The organism is Kangsaoukella pontilimi (genome assembly GCF_009830125.1).
Classification (GTDB): Bacteria; Pseudomonadota; Alphaproteobacteria; order Rhodobacterales; family Rhodobacteraceae; genus Kangsaoukella; species Kangsaoukella pontilimi.
Window position 1 is genome coordinate 35,625 of record NZ_WUPT01000003.1, and the last position, 16,140, is coordinate 51,764.

At 65.4% G+C, this 16,140-nt stretch carries 15 protein-coding genes; 9 read left to right on the forward strand and 6 right to left on the reverse strand.

What is annotated here, in order from left to right; all coding sequences use genetic code 11:
- Positions 1-71: 71 nt before the first annotated feature.
- The 4 genes from GQ651_RS15775 (at position 72) to GQ651_RS15790 (ending at position 6,360) form a co-directional block, all read left to right on the forward strand.
- A complete protein-coding gene (locus GQ651_RS15775) occupies positions 72-857 on the forward strand; it encodes a uracil-DNA glycosylase (protein WP_160765241.1) in 786 nt (261 codons plus the stop codon).
- Positions 854-1,396 carry a molybdenum cofactor biosynthesis protein B gene (moaB, locus tag GQ651_RS15780; RefSeq protein ID WP_160765242.1) on the forward strand — a complete coding sequence of 181 codons (543 nt, stop codon included), beginning with the start codon at positions 854-856 and terminating at the stop codon, positions 1,394-1,396. Before GQ651_RS15775 ends, moaB begins: the two co-directional genes overlap by 4 nt.
- A gap of 95 nt (positions 1,397-1,491) precedes the next feature.
- Positions 1,492-2,949: an efflux RND transporter periplasmic adaptor subunit gene (locus tag GQ651_RS15785; protein WP_160765243.1), complete on the forward strand. Its 1,458-nt coding sequence runs from the start codon at positions 1,492-1,494 to the stop codon at positions 2,947-2,949.
- 36 nt (positions 2,950-2,985) lie between these two features.
- Positions 2,986-6,360 (forward strand): efflux RND transporter permease subunit, encoded by a 3,375-nt coding sequence (locus GQ651_RS15790; protein WP_160765244.1) that lies wholly within the window; start codon positions 2,986-2,988, stop codon positions 6,358-6,360.
- Positions 6,361-6,364: 4 nt separating this feature from the next.
- Here GQ651_RS15790 and GQ651_RS15795 read toward each other — a convergent pair whose 3' ends face one another.
- The gene (locus tag GQ651_RS15795; protein WP_160765245.1) at positions 6,365-7,165 is read right to left on the reverse strand and encodes a protein-disulfide reductase DsbD domain-containing protein; all 801 of its coding nucleotides are present in this window, start codon (positions 7,163-7,165) and stop codon (positions 6,365-6,367) included.
- Between the two features lie 95 nt (positions 7,166-7,260).
- Here GQ651_RS15795 and GQ651_RS15800 point away from each other — a divergent pair, with 95 nt between their 5' ends.
- Entirely contained in the window at positions 7,261-7,848 is a 588-nt protein-coding gene (locus GQ651_RS15800; protein WP_227258304.1) for a YqgE/AlgH family protein, read from the forward strand.
- Between the two features lie 29 nt (positions 7,849-7,877).
- Here GQ651_RS15800 and GQ651_RS15805 read toward each other — a convergent pair whose 3' ends face one another.
- Positions 7,878-9,281 carry a D-alanyl-D-alanine carboxypeptidase family protein gene (locus GQ651_RS15805; RefSeq protein ID WP_160765486.1) on the reverse strand — a complete coding sequence of 468 codons (1,404 nt, stop codon included), beginning with the start codon at positions 9,279-9,281 and terminating at the stop codon, positions 7,878-7,880.
- A 223-nt stretch (positions 9,282-9,504) separates the two neighbouring features.
- A complete protein-coding gene (locus GQ651_RS15810) occupies positions 9,505-10,206 on the reverse strand; it encodes an HAD family hydrolase (RefSeq protein ID WP_160765246.1) in 702 nt (233 codons plus the stop codon).
- Positions 10,207-10,321: 115 nt separating this feature from the next.
- Between GQ651_RS15810 and clpS the strand changes: the two genes are divergently transcribed.
- The 3 genes from clpS to GQ651_RS15825 are packed head-to-tail and all read left to right on the forward strand — an operon-like array spanning position 10,322 to position 12,475.
- The gene (clpS, locus tag GQ651_RS15815; protein ID WP_160765487.1) at positions 10,322-10,642 is read left to right on the forward strand and encodes an ATP-dependent Clp protease adapter ClpS; all 321 of its coding nucleotides are present in this window, start codon (positions 10,322-10,324) and stop codon (positions 10,640-10,642) included.
- A 24-nt stretch (positions 10,643-10,666) separates the two neighbouring features.
- Complete coding sequence (locus tag GQ651_RS15820; RefSeq protein WP_160765247.1) at positions 10,667-11,656, forward strand: class I SAM-dependent methyltransferase; 990 nt, start codon at positions 10,667-10,669, stop codon at positions 11,654-11,656.
- Between the two features lie 6 nt (positions 11,657-11,662).
- Positions 11,663-12,475 (forward strand): SDR family NAD(P)-dependent oxidoreductase, encoded by an 813-nt coding sequence (locus GQ651_RS15825; RefSeq protein ID WP_160765248.1) that lies wholly within the window; start codon positions 11,663-11,665, stop codon positions 12,473-12,475.
- A gap of 4 nt (positions 12,476-12,479) precedes the next feature.
- Here the strand turns inward: GQ651_RS15825 and speE are convergent, their stop codons facing one another.
- Together speE and speD are read right to left on the reverse strand one after the other, a co-directional pair.
- The gene (gene speE, locus GQ651_RS15830; RefSeq protein WP_160765249.1) at positions 12,480-13,325 is read right to left on the reverse strand and encodes a polyamine aminopropyltransferase; all 846 of its coding nucleotides are present in this window, start codon (positions 13,323-13,325) and stop codon (positions 12,480-12,482) included.
- Positions 13,322-13,840 (reverse strand): adenosylmethionine decarboxylase, encoded by a 519-nt coding sequence (speD, locus tag GQ651_RS15835; RefSeq protein WP_160765250.1) that lies wholly within the window; start codon positions 13,838-13,840, stop codon positions 13,322-13,324. Before speD ends, speE begins: the two co-directional genes overlap by 4 nt.
- A gap of 296 nt (positions 13,841-14,136) precedes the next feature.
- On the opposite strand from speD, the gene hemF reads away from it, so the two are divergent.
- Entirely contained in the window at positions 14,137-15,030 is an 894-nt protein-coding gene (gene hemF, locus GQ651_RS15840; protein ID WP_160765251.1) for an oxygen-dependent coproporphyrinogen oxidase, read from the forward strand.
- A 12-nt stretch (positions 15,031-15,042) separates the two neighbouring features.
- Here hemF and GQ651_RS15845 read toward each other — a convergent pair whose 3' ends face one another.
- Positions 15,043-16,113: a hypothetical protein gene (locus GQ651_RS15845; RefSeq protein WP_160765252.1), complete on the reverse strand. Its 1,071-nt coding sequence runs from the start codon at positions 16,111-16,113 to the stop codon at positions 15,043-15,045.
- Between the last annotated feature and the right edge of the window lie 27 nt (positions 16,114-16,140).

The following is a 16,140-nucleotide window of genomic DNA, read 5'->3' on the forward strand; positions in this document are numbered from 1 at the left end:
GGAAGGGCCGGCGGGTGCTGATCCCGTGAATGGGCATTGCCGCCGGGGCGGGCCGCGCCTAGCTTGGCGGCATGGGATTCTGGGAAATGAAAGCGGCGCTCGACTGGCAGGTCGCGATGGGTCTGGACGAGGCTATCGCAGACGCGCCGCTCGATCGTTTCGCCGAGAGCGAGGCGGCGGAGAAGGCCGCGACGGCCCCGAAGCCCGCCGAGGCCGCGCCCGTGGTCGCGGAGGTTGCAGGCCCGGACCCGGTCGCCGTGGCCATGGCGGCGGCTGAGGCGGCGAGCGATCTGGAAGGATTGCGCGCCGCAATGGACGCCTTCGAGTTCTGCGATCTGAAGCGCGGCGCGCGGCAGCTTGTCTTTTCCGACGGTATCGAAGGCGCGCGCGTGATGATCGTGGGCGAGGCGCCCGGCCGGGACGAGGACCGCGAAGGCCGGCCCTTCGTCGGACGTGCCGGACAGCTTCTTGACCTGATGTTTTCGCATATCGGCCTTTCGCGCACATCGGTGGACAAGGAACATGCGCTCTACATCACCAATGTCCTGCCCTGGCGGCCGCCGCAGAACCGCGATCCGAAACCGGACGAGGTGGCGATGATGCTGCCTTTCCTGACGCGCCATATCGAACTGTCCGACCCCGATGTGCTGATTGCCATGGGCAACCACGCCACCGGCGCCCTTCTGGGCCGGACAGGTATCACGCGCCTCAGGGGCACCTGGGCCGAGGCGATGGGCCGTCCTGTCCTGCCCATGTTCCACCCGGCCTACCTGCTCAGGAACCCCGCCGCCAAGCGCGAGGCATGGGCCGATCTTTTGGCCGTGAAAGCGCGCCTCAAAGCCGGAGCGACGCGATGAGCCGCATCGACGAAAGCAAGGAATTCATTCCCGTCCGCATAGCGGTCCTGACCGTCAGCGACACGCGCAGTCTGGCGGAAGACCGTTCGGGCGAAACTCTGGTCGCGCGGATCGAGGGGGCGGGTCATATTCTTGCGGCGCGTGATATCGTGACCGATGACCGCGAGTTGATTTCGGACAAGCTTCGCGCGTGGTGCGCGGACCCGGCTATTGACGTGGTGATCTCGACCGGTGGCACCGGCCTGACGGGTCGTGACGTGACGGTCGAGGCGCATCGCGACGTCTATGAGAAAGAGATAGACGCCTTCGGCACCGTCTTCACCCATGTCAGCATGGCCAAGATCGGCACGAGCGCCGTCCAGAGCCGCGCCTGCGGTGGTGTCGCGCAGGGCACATATCTTTTCGCGCTGCCCGGCTCGCCCGGCGCCTGCAAGGATGCGTGGGACGAAATCCTGTCTCTTCAGCTCGATTTCCGGCACCGGCCCTGCAATTTCGTCGAGATCATGCCGCGTCTGGACGAACATCTGCGCCGGAAATAACGCATCCGACCGTTCAATTGGGACGTAACAAGAGTGTTTGTGGCGTAAGTGCCGCGCACTAGGTTACTTTTGTCGGGTTTTATCGGAGTACCTTGATGCGATTCCTGGGCCGGTCCCTTACCGGGTTGTTTCTGATTGCCGCCACCATCGGCCTTTTGGCCGTGGCGGGTGACCTCGTATGGGGTGCAATCGAGGCGCGCCGCGCCGAAGAGCCGCAGTCCCGCCCGGCCCGCGAACGCGTCTTTGCCGCCCGCGTCGTGGAAATGACGCCCGAGGCGATCCGTCCCGTTCTGTCCACGTTCGGAGAGGTGCGCGCCCGACGCGCTCTTGTCCTCAGGGCGTCCGTCGGGGGCGAAATCATCGAACTGGCCGACAATTTCGAAGAGGGTGGCGCGGTCGCTGCCGGTGACCTTCTGGCACGGATCGACCCGGCAGACGCGCAGTCCGCGCTCGATACCGCACGCACCGATCTGGCCGAGGCCGAGGCCGATCTTGCCGAGGCTGAGCGCGCCGTCATCCTTGCAGGCGATGACCTTCGCGCGGCAGAAAATCAGGCCCGTCTGCGTGCCCGCGCGCTCGACCGGCAGAACGACCTTCTGGAACGCGGCGTGGGCAGTCAGGCCGCCGTCGAGACCGCCGAACTGGCCGTATCCTCTGCCGAGCAGGCCGTCGTCTCGCGCCGTCAGGCCGAGGCCGCAGCGGAAGCCCGTCTGGATCAGGCACGCACGGCGCTGGAGCGCCGCCGCATCACCGTGGCCGAAGCCGAGCGCCGCCTTGCCGACACACGCATTGTCGCCGGATTTTCCGGCGTTCTTTCGGATGTGCAGGTGGTCGAAGGCGGGCTTGTCACCGCGAACGAACGTCTGGCCGATCTGATCGACCCGGACGATCTGGAAGTCGCCTTTCGCGTCTCGACCTCGCAATATGCCCGTCTTCTGACCGATGGCGGCCGCCTGATCGGGGCCGAGATCACGGCGGCGATCGATGTGCTCGGTTTCGTCATCGAGGCGAAAGGCGTCATCAGCCGGGAAAGCGCAGTCGTCGGCGACGGTCAGACCGGGCGGCTTCTCTTCGCCCGTCTCGACAACCCCGTGGGCTTCCGCCCCGGCGATTTCGTTTCGGTTAAAATTCAGGAACCCGAACTGACCGATGTCGTGCGGCTGCCCGCCTCGTCCGTGGACGCCGCCGAGACCGTGCTGGTCGTGGGCGAGGAAGAGCGGCTGGAGGTTGCGGGCGTGACAGTCCTGCGCCGGGAAGGGAATGACATTATCGTGCGGGCACCTGACCTTACGGGGCGGGAAATCGTGGCAGAGCGGACGCCGCTTCTGGGTGCCGGTATCCGTGTGCGCCCTGTCCGCCCGGGCGGGGAAGAGGTCGCACCGGCCGCACCCGAGACGGTGACGCTCGATCCCGACCGCCGTGCGCGGCTGGTGGCATTCGTCGAAGCCTCCCGCATGCCTGCCGAGGTGAAGGAGCGCGTTCTGGCGCAGCTGCAGCAGGACAGTGTACCTGCCGGCGTCATCGAGCGGATCGAATCGAGGATGGGCGGATGACCCCGCTCCGCCATACCCGCACGAAGGGTGTTACCGATGGCGCGTAACCTTGGTGGCCCGGCAGGCGGTATCCTCTCGTACTTCACCCGGCATCGGACGGCGGCCAACCTTCTGCTGCTCGTCCTGATTGTTACCGGCCTTTACACGATCCCGCAGATGCGGGCGCAGTTTTTTCCCGATGTCGTCTCGGATGACGTCACCATCAGCGTGACGTGGGACGGCGCCGGTGCCGACGACGTGGACACCGCCATCGTGCAGGTGCTTGAAGCCGAGCTTCAGACGGTTGCCGGCGTGGTCGAGACCTCGGCCCGCTCGACCGAAGGAAGCGCGCGCATCAGCCTCGAATTCGAGCCGGGCTATGACATGGTGCAGGCCGCCGACGACGTGTCGACGGCGCTCGATTCGGTGACGAACCTGCCTGACGGTGCGGAAGACCCCGAGATCATTCAGGGCCGCTGGTCCGACCGGGTCACCGATGTCGTCATCACCGGACCCGTGGGCGTCGATCAGCTTGCCAATTTCTCGGACGAGTTCACGCAGCGCCTGTTTGCGCGCGGGATCACCCAGACCACGATCCGGGGCCTTGCCGCGCCGGAAACAATCGTCGAGGTGACCTCGCTCGACCTGATCCGCAACGACATCACCATGCGCCAGATCGCCGACGCCATCGCGGCCGAGGTCGAGGCCGACCCCGCAGGTGACGTCTCGGGTGCCGGTCGCGTCCGGAGTGGCACCGCAAAGCGCAGCGCGGCGGAAATCTCCGACATTGTCCTCCGCTCCGAGGATGACGGCACGCAACTGACCGTGGGTGAGGTGGCGAGCGTCAGGGTCGAGGGCGTCGACCGCGACCGCGCCTATTTCGTCGGTCCCAACCCCGCCATTTCGATCCGCGTCGACCGTTCGTCCACGGGCGACGCGATCCGTATGCAGGCGGTGGTGGAAGAGGTCGCCGCCGAGATGGAGCTGACGCTGCCCGAGGGCGTCCGCATCGACCTTATCCGGACACTTGCGGAATCGATCACCGGGCGCCTGAACATCCTTCTGGACAACGGGCTGATGGGGCTGGGTCTTGTGGTGATGCTGCTCTTTCTGTTCCTGAACGCGCGCACGGCGTTCTGGGTCGCAGCCGGCATTCCGGTGGCCATGATAGCCGCCGTCACGATCATGTATTTCGCCGGGCTGACCATCAACATGATATCGCTTTTCGCGCTGATCATCACGCTTGGCATCGTGGTGGATGACGCCATCGTTGTAGGCGAGCACGCCGATTTCCGGGCCCGGCGCCTTGGCGAAGACCCCACAACCGCCGCCGAAAACGCCGCCCGGCGCATGTTCACCCCGGTCTTCTCGGCAACTGTTACGACGGTCATCGCTTTCTTCGCCCTCGTGGCGATCGGCGGGCGCTTCGGGGACCTGATCGCTGATATCCCCTTCACCGTGATCGTGGTGCTGATCGCGTCGCTGGTCGAATGCTTCCTGATCCTGCCCAACCACATGAAACACGCGCTTCACCACACGGCGCGGGAACACTGGTACGACTGGCCGTCACGTCAGGTGAACAAGGGCTTTCGCTGGGTGCGCGACACCGCCTTCCGGCCCCTGATCCGGGGCGTGATCTGGGCACGTTACCCTGTCGCCGCCGCAGCGATCGCGCTTCTGGCCAGCCAGCTTGCGCTCTTCATCCGGGGCGATGTGCAATGGCGCTTCTTCAATGCGCCCGAGCAGTCCTCGGTCACGGGGAACTTCGCCATGGTGCCGGGCGCCACGCGCGAAGATACTTTCGAAGTCATGCGCGCGCTTCAGGCCACAGTCGAGGAGCTTGGCGCCGAATACGAGGCCGAGCACGGGCGGAACCCTGTCGCCTATGCGCTGGCCGAGATCGGCGGAAACACGGGCCGTGGCCTCGCCGGGGCCGAGACCAAGGAGACATTCCAGCTTGGGTCCATCGCCATCGAACTGATCGAGGCCGACCTCCGCCCCTATTCCAGCTTTGCCTTCGTGGCCGACCTGCAGGAACGCATGCCGCAACATCCGCTGGTCGAGACGATCAGCTTCCGCGGCTGGAGGAGTGGGCCGGGCGGTGACGCCATCGACATCGAACTGTCGGGCGCGTCATCGCAGCGCCTGAAAGAGGCCGCGGAAGCGCTCAAGACCGAACTGGCCCGCTATGGCGAGGTCTCGGCGCTTGAAGACAACATGGCCTATGACAAGGAAGAGCTGATCCTTGAGCTGACGCCGCAGGGGCAGGCTCTTGGGCTGACACCTGATGCGCTTGGCCAGACCCTGCGCGCGCGCCTGAACGGGATCGAGGCAGCGACCTATCCTGACGGGCCGCGCTCGGCCGCGATCCGTGTCGAGCTTCCGGCGGGCGAGCTGACGGCTGACTTTCTGGACAAGCTCCTGATCCGCACCACCGGCGCGGACGGCGTCAGCTATGCGCCCCTTGGCGATATCGTATCGGTCGAGCGGCAGACCGGCTTCTCCACCATCCGGCGCGAGAATGGCATCCGCGTGGTGTCTGTCACGGGCGATCTGAGCGAGGACGACCCGGCCCGCGCCGAAGAGATCTCGACGGAAATCCGCGAAGTCATCCTGCCCCGGCTTGAAGAGAATTTCGGCATCTCGACCTTCATGTCCGGCCTTGCCGAGGACGAGCGGAATTTCCTCGCTGACGCGCAGACCGGTCTGATCCTTTGCCTTGTCGGCATCTTCCTGACACTGGCCTGGGTCTTTGCAAGTTGGAGCCGCCCGGCGGTGGTCATGGCGATCATCCCCTTCGGCCTTGTGGGCGCGATCTGGGGGCATTTCATCTGGGACGTGCCGCTTTCGATGTTCTCGGTCGTGGGGCTGATCGGCATGGTGGGCATCATCATTAACGACTCCATCGTGCTGGTGACGACCATCGACGAATACGCCGAGGAGCGCGGGTTGATTCCCGCCATCGTCGACGGCACGGCGGACCGCCTGCGCCCCGTCCTGCTGACAACGCTGACAACGGTCCTCGGGCTCGCGCCGCTTCTCTACGAGACATCCAGCCAGGCGCAGTTCCTGAAACCCACGGTCATCACGCTGGTCTACGGACTTGGCTTCGGGATGCTGCTGGTCTTGCTCGTGGTCCCCGCGCTTCTGGCCATCGGGTTCGACCTGGGCCGGTCGTTCCGCGCAGCGCGGCGCGGTTTCTCTGGCCGGGCAGGAGGGCTGAGGGCGACGCTTGCGGGGACCGGTGCCGCACTCACGGCGTGGTTCGCCGCAACGCTTGGCTCGGAAATCTTGGCCGGGCAGATGCCGGGACCCCTTGGCGCAGTTTCTGGCAACGGCGCAGCCTTCGGCCTGTTCCTGGCAGGGACGCTGGTCATTCTGGCAGTAGTACGGATCGCCGCAGGTTTCTCGGCAGGACGCCGGGCGGCCTAGCTGCCTACTGGCAGCCGGTGATCTCGACCGCGCCACCGCCGGCGAGCACGGTCACGCGGACGCTGTCGCGGGCCAGAAGGAAGGGCTTCGCCGCAGGCGGCACCATTTCCGCCACGATATCCACGCGGTTCCCGTCACGGGTGAGCGTGGCTTCGGACACCCAGATCGTCGGATCGGGATGCTCCATCACGGCCACCTCGTCTCCGCCCATCGGTGCCATGCCCAATGTCGCGGTCACACGCATCCCGTCCGCGATCGGCTCGATCCGGCACCCCATAGGGTCCAACCCGGCCTCGTCCGCCGTTGCGGGCTTGTCGCTGAAGGCGGCTTTGATCCGGGGGTCGGGCCGCGATGCGTCGGCCGGAAGAAGGGCGCTGAGCGACACCGACACCGGGATGCAGATGTCATAGCAGACGCCCAACTCGATCTGCCCCGACAGGATGACGTCGTCGCCGGCCTTTTCGGGGGTCACTGTGAAGGGGAACATCACGCGGTCTTCATACCCGAAGGACCGCATCCCGTTCTGAATCAGCACGCTCGGCACCGGGAACGACACGTCCAGCGCAGCAAGGTTCTTAGACCCGGACCAGTTGAAGAGCGGAGGGATTCCGCCTTCGCCCGGTGCACGCCAATAGGTCTTCCAGCCGGGGGCGAGCTGAATGTCGAGCGCGCCATGATGACGACCACCCGCATCGCGCCAGCCGGGAAGAACCTCGATCCGTGCAACATTGTCCGGCACCTGCCCGAAGGCGGGAAGGGCGCTGGCTGCGGCCATGGCGAGGACGAGGGGGGCGAGACGGTTCATGGTTTTTGCACTACGCCCGGATGCCGGGCAGAGGAAATCACATTCCGGTCACCCTGTGTGACTGTTGCAGGACGGCCCTTGATGACGCATGCCCGATGACACATCTTCAAGGCATGGCCTCTGACGCTCAAACCCTGACCGGAAAACTGCTCGTCGCGATGCCGGGAATGGGTGACCCGCGCTTCGACAGAAGCGTGATATTCATGTGCTCCCATGGCGAAGACGGCGCGCTTGGCCTGATCGTGAACAAGCCGACACCCAGCCTCAGCTTTGCCGGTCTTCTTCAGCAACTCGATATCGCGGGCGGCACGACCGAGCGGGATATCCGTGTGCATTTCGGCGGACCGGTCGAAAACGGACGGGGGTTCGTCCTGCATTCCGCGGAATACGGCGCCAATCGCTCGACGCTTCGGGTAGGTGAGGCGTTCGGCATGACCGCCACTCTGGATATCCTCGAAGACATCGCTCATGGCGGCGGTCCCGAGGACGCGATCCTGACGTTGGGATATTCGGGCTGGGGGCCGGGTCAGCTTGAGGACGAGATCCTCGCCAATGGCTGGCTGACCTGCGACGCCAGCCGCCAGATCGTCTTCGAGACCGAGGACGATGCCAAGTGGTCGGCGGCGCTCGGGTCCATCGGTGTCGATCCGCTGACGCTTTCCTCGACGGCAGGCCGCGCCTGAGGCGCAGCCCCTGACACGCGCTTCGGTCGTCAGCTCGGGCTGAGCGGTTTGCACGGCACGTTCTGCGCTTCCAGCCTGCGGCAGGCAAGTTCGGCACTCTGCTCGGTCAGGCCGAGGAAGTTTGCGCGGAAGCCCTGCGGGCTGCGCTCGACCTTGCGCAGCGCTGTATCCAGCGTTCCGAGTTCCACGAGAGCGGTCTTCAAGAGCACCTTCTCGGCCTCGTGCCGTGTCGTGTACAGACCCACATTGATCCCCCAGTGACGACCGCCACCGGTGGTCATGCGCGTGACGACCACGCTGTCGGAGGGGGCATCGGTCGCAGTGGTATCGGCTGTGTCCGCAAGGGCGACCTCGACCTCGTCGTCCTCATTCGTGGCGCCTTCGGCGACGATGGGCCGCGGAGGTGGTGGAGCGATTGTGGCCGCCGCAAGGCTCGCGGGCAGGACAGCCGCGGGGGCGGCGGCGGGAACAGTTCCATCCGCGACGGCGACCTCGGCGAGGGCGTCCGCGATGCCGTCACGCATGGCCAGCAACACCTCGGGCGCCGGAGCTTTTGGCGGGCGCGCCGACGGACGCGGCGTCCGCTCGACCAGACCTGTGGCGCGGGCGATGGCTTCTGCCGGGCCTTCCGATCCAAGGACGGGTCGACGGGGCTTGATCACGGCCACGCGGGTTGGCGAACGCTGGAAGCCCATGTCGAGCAGTTCCGCCACGCGCGCGTTCCGTTGTGCGACCGAGCGGCCGCCGAACATCGTGGCAATCACCCGTTCGCCGCCGCGTTCAGCCGAGGCGACAAGGTTGAACCCGGCGGCACGGGTGTAGCCCGTCTTGATACCGTCCGCGCCGCGATAGGCGCCAAGAAGGCGGCGATTCGTATTGTACACCGTCTTCAGCCCCGCATCGGTCGAGCGGCGGGAGAAGATGTTGTAGTACTCGGGGAAGTCATAGAACAGGTGCCGGCCCAGCGTTGTCATGTCCCGCGCCGTGGACAGATGTCCCTGCTCGGTCAGGCCGTGGGCGTTCTTGAATGTGGTTTTTGTCATGCCCATGGCCTTGGCCATCCGGTTCATCCGGCGGGCAAACGCGGCCTCGCTGCCCGAGATCGCCTCGCCCAGGGCCGTGGCGGCGTCATTGGCGGATTTGACGGCGGCGGCACGGATCAGGTGGCGAAGCCGCACCTCGGAGCCGGCGCGCAGTCCCAGCTTGGACGGCGGTTCGGACGCGGCCTTTCGGCTGATCTTGACGCGCGTGTCGAGGTCGATCTCGCCTTTCTCGACGGCATCGAAAACCACGTAGAGCGTCATCATCTTCGTCAGAGACGCAGGATGCAGCCGCGTGTCGGCGTTTCGGGAATGAAGGACCTTGCCGTCGCGCGCGTCGATCACCATCGCGGCGTAGGGCGCCGGTAGCGCCGCCAGCGGCAGCACGATCATCACACAAGCGACAGCCACGGCCCTGGCGGCCAAGCGAATTGGGTTGGGGAGGGTCAAGACACTGCCCTTTTCTCTGCCTCGCGGTCCGGTCTTTGGCGCCGGATCCGTCATTTATGCGTAGAGCGTAACACACACGATTCCATCGGAAAATGGTGAATTTTCGGTGTCTGAAAGATGTCGATTTCACGGCACCAAGATGAGGCGCCTATACCTGTCGCGACCGCTAGGTGTGGTGCGTAATCGTCGCGACAAGCGCGGGAAGGTCCGAAAGGCTTTCAATCCGTCGAAATTTCGGATGCGACTCAGGCGGCTCTGCGGCCTCGATTTCCCATGTCTGGCCGTGTGGCACGTAAACGGCCCAGCCTCCGGCCTCGATCACCGGCAGAACATCCGACTTGACCGAATTCCCGACCATGAGCGCGTCGGAGACCGCTATCCCGTGCCGCTGGAAGATGTCGCGATAGACCGGAGCGGATTTGTCCGAGACGATCTCGACCCCATCGAACATCTCGCCCAGACCGGACTGCGCCAGCTTGCGCTCCTGGTCGAGCAGATCGCCCTTGGTAATGAGTATGAGGCGAAAGTCCGGCGCCAGCGCCCCAATCGCATCTTCCACGCCGGGCAAGAGCTCAATCGGATGCGACAGCATTTCCTGCCCTGCCGAGACGATTTCTCGGATGACCTCGCCTGGCACGCGATTCCCGGTGACGTCGAGCGCAGTCTCGATCATCGACAGGACAAAGCCCTTGATGCCGAAACCATACTGCCCGAGGTTCCGCCGCTCGGCGTCCAGAAGGCGCTCGGCAAGGTGATCCGGTGCGGCGTGGTCCGCGAGAAGCGCGTAGAAACGGTCCTGCGTCAGGCGGAAGAATCTCTCGTTGTGCCAGAGCGTATCGTCGGCATCGAAACAGACCGCAGTCAGCACGCCGCGTCACCTATCCGCATCGGCCCCTTTTCTCTTGGCCGTTCTCGCTTATATTGTCGCTCTGTCAAACCGAACTCTAGATGGGCGAAACTTGACCTTCCGCACCTTGCATATGATGGCCGATCCCGACAAGGGCGGCGACAACGATACCGGCGTTCTGACCGAGACCAAACCGAAGACGGCCAAGCCGCCGCTCTACAAGGTCTTGCTTCTGAACGACGATTACACGCCGATGGAATTCGTCGTGCATGTGCTTGAGCGGTTCTTCGGGATGAGCCACGCGCAGGCATTCGAGCTGATGCTGACAGTGCACAAGAAGGGCCTGGCCGTGGTCGGAGTGTTTTCCTTCGAAGTGGCCGAGACAAAGGTTGCGCAGGTGATGGACTTTGCGCGCCGGCACCAGCACCCGCTGCAATGCACCATGGAAAAGGAATAAGGGCCGACGTGCCCGCCTGATCCCATGCTTGCCGATCGTTTGCCCCTTGCCCTCGACCGTGGGCTTCTGTCGCTGCCCGACGAGGGCCGTATCGCCGTGATCGGTCCGCGCGCCGGGACGGACCTGTCCGTCCTGCCGAAGGAGCGGGTGCAGGTGGTCACCGCCCATTACCCGGATCACGCGTATTTCCGCGACTCGGGCCTCGAGACCGCGACGGACATCACAGGCCCCTACAGTCTTGCCATCGTTTGCATCCCCCGCGCACGGGATGAGGCCCGCAAGTGGATCGCCACAGCCGCCGCCGCGACGGACGGACCGGTGGTGGTCGATGGTCAGAAGACTGACGGCATCGACGCGCTGTTGAAAGAGCTCCGCGCAAGGTCCGATCTGGGTGAGGTCCTGTCCAAGGCCCATGGCAAGATCGCCGTGGCCGAGGCCATCGACGCCCCGGACTGGCGGCAGGACGGTGCGCGCGTGATCGACGGCCGCTTTCGCACTCTACCGGGTGTCTTCTCGGCCGACGGGGTGGATCCCGGCTCGGCGCTTCTGGCGTCGCGCCTGCCGCCCAGCCTGAGCGGCAGCGTTGTCGATCTGGGCGCGGGGTGGGGGTACCTGTCCGAAATGATCCTCGCCCATGCCGGGGTCACCGGTGTCGATCTGGTCGAGGCCGACCATGTCGCCCTGTCGCTCGCCCGCGAAAATGTCACGGACCCGCGCGCGCGGTTCCACTGGGCCGATGGGCTTACCTTTCAGCCCGCCGAGCCGGTAGATCACGTGGTCACGAACCCGCCGTTCCACACCGGGCGGACACCCGACGCCTCGCTTGGGCAAGGCTTCATCCGGAACGCCTCGCGCATGCTCAAGCCGCGGGGCGCGCTCTGGCTTGTCGCGAACCGGCATTTGCCCTACGAAGGGGTGCTGAAAGACGCCTTCTCCGAGGTCCGCCTTCTGGACGACGTTTCGTCCTACAAGCTTTTCCACGCATCCAAGCCCCGCCGTCCCCGCAAAGGATAACGCCCGATGTCATTCTCGATCCAAGGCAAGACCGCTGTTGTCACCGGCGCCGCCAATGGCGTCGGCCTCGCCATTGCGCGGCACTTCGTCGAACGCGGCGCGAATGTCATGTTCGCCGATATGGACGAGGCCCGGCTGGCCGAGGAACTGGGCGAGGTCCGGCAGGACGACGACGCCACCGCGGCCTATTTCGCGGGGGACTTGCGCGAAAAGCTGACCGTCGCGAACCTGCTGTCGGCCACGCTCGACCGGTTCGAACGTGTGGATATCCTCGTCAACGCGTCACGCCAGATGATGGCCGCCGACCCGCTCAATGCCGACGACGACGCCGTGACTACGCTGCTCAACCAGAACCTGATGACCTCGCTCCGCCTGACTCAGGTCTTCGCCAAGCGCATGATCAAGCAGGCTGAAGATGCGTCCGACGACGAGACGTCGCTTGGCTCGATCATCAACCTGTCGTCCATCGCTGCCCGCCGCACGCAACCGCACCTTCTGGCCTATTCGGTGAGTTCTGCGGCGCTCGACCAGATGACCCGCTCCATGGCGGTGGCGCTTGCGCCGAACCGTATCCGGGTCAACGCGATCGCGCTCGGCTCCGTGATGAGCGCGTCCTTGCAGGACGCTATTCAGGAGCACGAGGAGTTTCGCGAAGAGATTATCGACTGCACGCCCCTCCAGCGGATCGCCAGCGCGTCCGAGCTGGCCGAGGTGGCGCAGTTCCTCGCCTCTGACGGGTCGCGCTTCATGACGGGGCAGATCCTGACGGTGGACGGTGGCCGCACCCTTCTCGACGCGGCCGAAGCACCAGCGCACTAGTCGCCTAGGGCAACAGCTTCTTCACGTAGCCCGGCAGGGCGAACGCCCCCTGATGCACTTCGGGCGTGTAGTAATCCGTCGCGATCCCGGCGGCATCGAAGCGGCCCTGCAGCACGTCGAGCGGCGTTGCCCGCGCGTCCCCATCCGTGCCCCAGCCGAAGGCCATCGGCCCGCCGGCATAGGTGGGGATCGTCGCCAGATAGCAGGTGGCATCCACGAAGAGAGCGGTGAAGGCACGCATCGTGTTGGTTAGTTCCTCGCCCTGCATGAAGGGCACGCCGTTCTGAGTCACAAGGATGCCGTTCGGCGCCAGAGCGCGCTTGGCATGTCCGTAGAACGTATCGCTGAACAGCACCTCGCCCGGACCGATGGGATCGGTGGAATCGACGATGATCACGTCATACCCGCCCGACGTGGACCGGATGAAGTCGGCGCCATCCGCGATCACCAGATCAAGTCGTGGGTCGTCGAAAGCGCCGTTGCTCAGCATTGGCAGATAGGTCTTCGAGAACTCGACCACGCCCGCGTCGATCTCGACCATGGTGACATGGCTGACGCTCTGATGGCGCAGTACTTCGCGCGCCATGCCGCCGTCGCCGCCGCCGATGATCAGAACGCGGGACGCCGCGCCGTGGGCGAAGATCGGCACATGCGACATCATCTCGTGGTAGATGAAATTGTCGCCCTCGGTGGTCTGCACCACGTCATCGAGCGTCAGGACACGGCCGAAGGTGTCGTTCTGAAACACCTTCAGCCGCTGATGCGCGGTTTCGCTGTCATACAGCATCTCGCCCACGCGCAGCGCCTGCGCGTAGTCGGGATGCAGACTCTCGCGCACCCAGTCCGTCATGCCGCCAGCCCGGTATCCGTCACAAGACCGCTGCCGCGGCGGAGTTCCTTGACCCGGACGTCATCGGTGCCGAAGGCCGCCTTCAGCACGTCGACCGAGCGCCATGGCTCGGCGTCGCCGCACATGAAGACGTCGAAGGCGCCGTAGCCGATCTCGGGCCAGGTGTGGACCGAGATGTGGCTTTCGGCCAGAACCGCCACGCCGCTCACGCCCTGCGGGCTGAACTTGTGCGTGTGGATGTGCAGAAGCGTGGCTCCACACTCCGTTACACAGTCGCGGAACGCCTGCTGGATGCGCGCCTCATCATCGAGCCCGTGGCCGTTCACCACCTCGATGATCAGATGCGTGCCGGCGAACACGTCGCCGTCGCGGCGGATGAAATGGTCTTCGCGGCTGTCGTCGAAAACTCCGGCAACAGCATTTACATTGGCGGGCATTACCCCGCGCGCGGTGTCTTCCTCTTGGGCGCCTGTCTCCAGACCGAGCCCCAGTTGGAAGAGGTCCATGTCTTTCATGACACTCCCCTTCTTTCCAGTAGTTCGTATCCAGTCGGTCCCTTAGCGCCCCCCGGGAAGTGAGCCGCCGATGGCGGACTCCGGGTTGGGATCGGTCCCGAAAGTCCGGCGCATGTAGGGGTCATCTGAGATTCGATCAATCCCCTTTTTTCGTTTCGGGCAAATTTCCTTACGGCGCTGCGCCTCTCTGGACGCTCTCGCCACGACGTGCGGCGCCGACCGCATTTGACCCGCCGCAAAGTCTTCCCCCCCAAGGCCCGTTATGCCACGGTGACGCCAGACCAGGGAAGAGACCGATGACCGAGCAATTCGACGACCGCAAAGCGCGCGCCAGCGCGTGGTTCCGCAGCCTTCGCGATCAGATCGTCGCCGCTTTCGAGGCGATGGAAGACAGCCAGACCGATGGTCCCCTCTCAGACATGGCGCCCGGCCGGTTCGAGGTGTCCGAGACGCGCCGAGCCTCGGATGACGGCTCGGATGCGGGCGGCGGTCTGATGAGCGTGATGCGCGGTGGCCGGGTGTTCGAAAAGGTCGGCGTCAATGTCTCGACCGTTTACGGCAAGCTGGGCGCGCGGGCACAGGCCGCGATGGCGGCGCGGAAGGGTATCCCCGGCATGGCAGACGATCCCCGTTTCTGGGCGTCGGGCATCAGCCTTGTCGCCCATATGCAGAACCCGCATGTTCCGGCGGTCCATATGAACACGCGCATGTTCTGGACGCCCCATGCCGCGTGGTTCGGCGGCGGCTCGGACCTGAACCCCTGCATCGAGTATGACGAGGACACCGAAGCCTTTCACGCCGTCCAGAAGGCCCATTGCGACCCCCATGGCGAGGATATCTATCCCCGCTTCAAGGCCTGGGCGGACGAGTATTTCTATGTCCCACACCGGGGCCGGGCGCGGGGCGTCGGCGGCATCTTCTACGACGACCTGTCCACCGGCGATTGGGAGGCCGATTTCGCCTTCACGCAGGATGTCGGACGCGCCTTTTTGAAAGCCTATCTGCCGCTGGTCGAAAAGCGGCGCAACACGCCCTGGACCGAGGCCGACAAGGACACCCAGCTTGTCCATCGCGGTCTCTACGCGGAATACAACCTCGTCTATGACCGGGGCACAAAGTTCGGGCTCGAGACCGGGCATGACGCCAACGCGGTCCTGATGAGCCTGCCGCCGCTGGCCAAGTGGGTCTGAGGCCTCCGGGCCTCAGTTTCCGCCAAGCGCGCGCCGCAGCCCCTGTTCGAGCCTGCGAAGATCCGCGCCGATCTGGTCGAGCGCCCCGCCGCTCTGATTTGAACCCCCGCCGCTGCCGCCGACCTCGCGCCCGGCCAGCCACACTTCGATCAGGCCTTCCGGCGGACTTGGCTCGAAATCGGTAAAGTCCCTCAGCGTCGCGCCGATCCCGTCGGCCAGAGCGGCCGCGGCTTCGGCATCTTCGGCGTGGAAATAGCGTACATTCGCGGTCGAGATGTTCAGGTTCACACGCCGCGCGTCCGGCTGCACACCCCCTGCGGCCAGTGCATCGACTACGCTGGAAAGTTCTGCGTCCGAGACGGTTCGCGGGGCGTTCAGCATCACACGCAGGTCGCGGTCGGGCGTGAAGACGGGCGGCGACGTGCCGGGCAAGGGGTCGGCAGGCGGCGTCGCGGGCATCGCGCCAAAGACGACGCGGTTAGGCGGCGCCTGTTCCGTACTCGACGGTGACACCGGCGCCTCGCCGACTGCATCCACGGGACCGGTGAGGGCTGCCGGAGCGTCCGGGATCGCCGCAGGTGGCGCGCTTTCGGTGACCGGTTCGGATTGCCGTGGTTCGGCGGCAACGGGGGCTTCGATGCTGGCATCTGGCGCAGGATCAATGTCAGGCGCGGCGGTCACGGTAACGTTTTCGCCGCTACCGGGCGCGGTTGTGGTCGGCCCGCTCGACCAGGCGACGAGGCCGATGGCGATGCCGGCGATCACCGTGCTCAGCACCCAGAGGAGCGGGCCGCGGGAACGCGGTTCGTCACGATGGGGGTCATCGAAGGTCTCGGCTTCGGCCGAAGACGCTGCAGCTATCGGCGCAGCATCGGTGTCGTCCTGAATGTCGGTCGGGCGCGCCAGCGGGACGACGCCACGATTCTCTGCGGTGCTGCTGCCGCGCTCCGCGGCGCCCTCGCCCGAGAGCGCTTCGGCGCGTCGCTCGCGGGCGTCCGCGATCTTGTCATAGAGATTGCGTCCCCGCGATGTCGTGCGGGTCGTGCCTTTCTCGGGCGGGGCCTGATCGTTCTTGTTCTTCATGGGCTTCCGTCTAACGGAACGACGCTA

Coding starts and splice junctions, on each gene's coding strand:
- hemF (WP_160765251.1), top strand. CDS start 14,137: ATGACCGAGCAATTCGACGACCGCAAAGCGCGCGCCAGCGCGTGGTTC.
- GQ651_RS15795 (WP_160765245.1), bottom strand. CDS start 7,165: ATGAACCGTCTCGCCCCCCTCGTCCTCGCCATGGCCGCAGCCAGCGCC.
- GQ651_RS15790 (WP_160765244.1), top strand. CDS start 2,986: ATGGCGCGTAACCTTGGTGGCCCGGCAGGCGGTATCCTCTCGTACTTC.
- speE (WP_160765249.1), bottom strand. CDS start 13,325: ATGACGGACTGGGTGCGCGAGAGTCTGCATCCCGACTACGCGCAGGCG.
- GQ651_RS15805 (WP_160765486.1), bottom strand. CDS start 9,281: ATGATCGTGCTGCCGCTGGCGGCGCTACCGGCGCCCTACGCCGCGATG.
- GQ651_RS15825 (WP_160765248.1), top strand. CDS start 11,663: ATGTCATTCTCGATCCAAGGCAAGACCGCTGTTGTCACCGGCGCCGCC.
- clpS (WP_160765487.1), top strand. CDS start 10,322: ATGGCCGATCCCGACAAGGGCGGCGACAACGATACCGGCGTTCTGACC.
- GQ651_RS15800 (WP_227258304.1), top strand. CDS start 7,261: ATGACACATCTTCAAGGCATGGCCTCTGACGCTCAAACCCTGACCGGA.
- GQ651_RS15820 (WP_160765247.1), top strand. CDS start 10,667: ATGCTTGCCGATCGTTTGCCCCTTGCCCTCGACCGTGGGCTTCTGTCG.
- GQ651_RS15775 (WP_160765241.1), top strand. CDS start 72: ATGGGATTCTGGGAAATGAAAGCGGCGCTCGACTGGCAGGTCGCGATG.
- GQ651_RS15845 (WP_160765252.1), bottom strand. CDS start 16,113: ATGAAGAACAAGAACGATCAGGCCCCGCCCGAGAAAGGCACGACCCGC.
- GQ651_RS15785 (WP_160765243.1), top strand. CDS start 1,492: ATGCGATTCCTGGGCCGGTCCCTTACCGGGTTGTTTCTGATTGCCGCC.
- speD (WP_160765250.1), bottom strand. CDS start 13,840: ATGAAAGACATGGACCTCTTCCAACTGGGGCTCGGTCTGGAGACAGGC.
- moaB (WP_160765242.1), top strand. CDS start 854: ATGAGCCGCATCGACGAAAGCAAGGAATTCATTCCCGTCCGCATAGCG.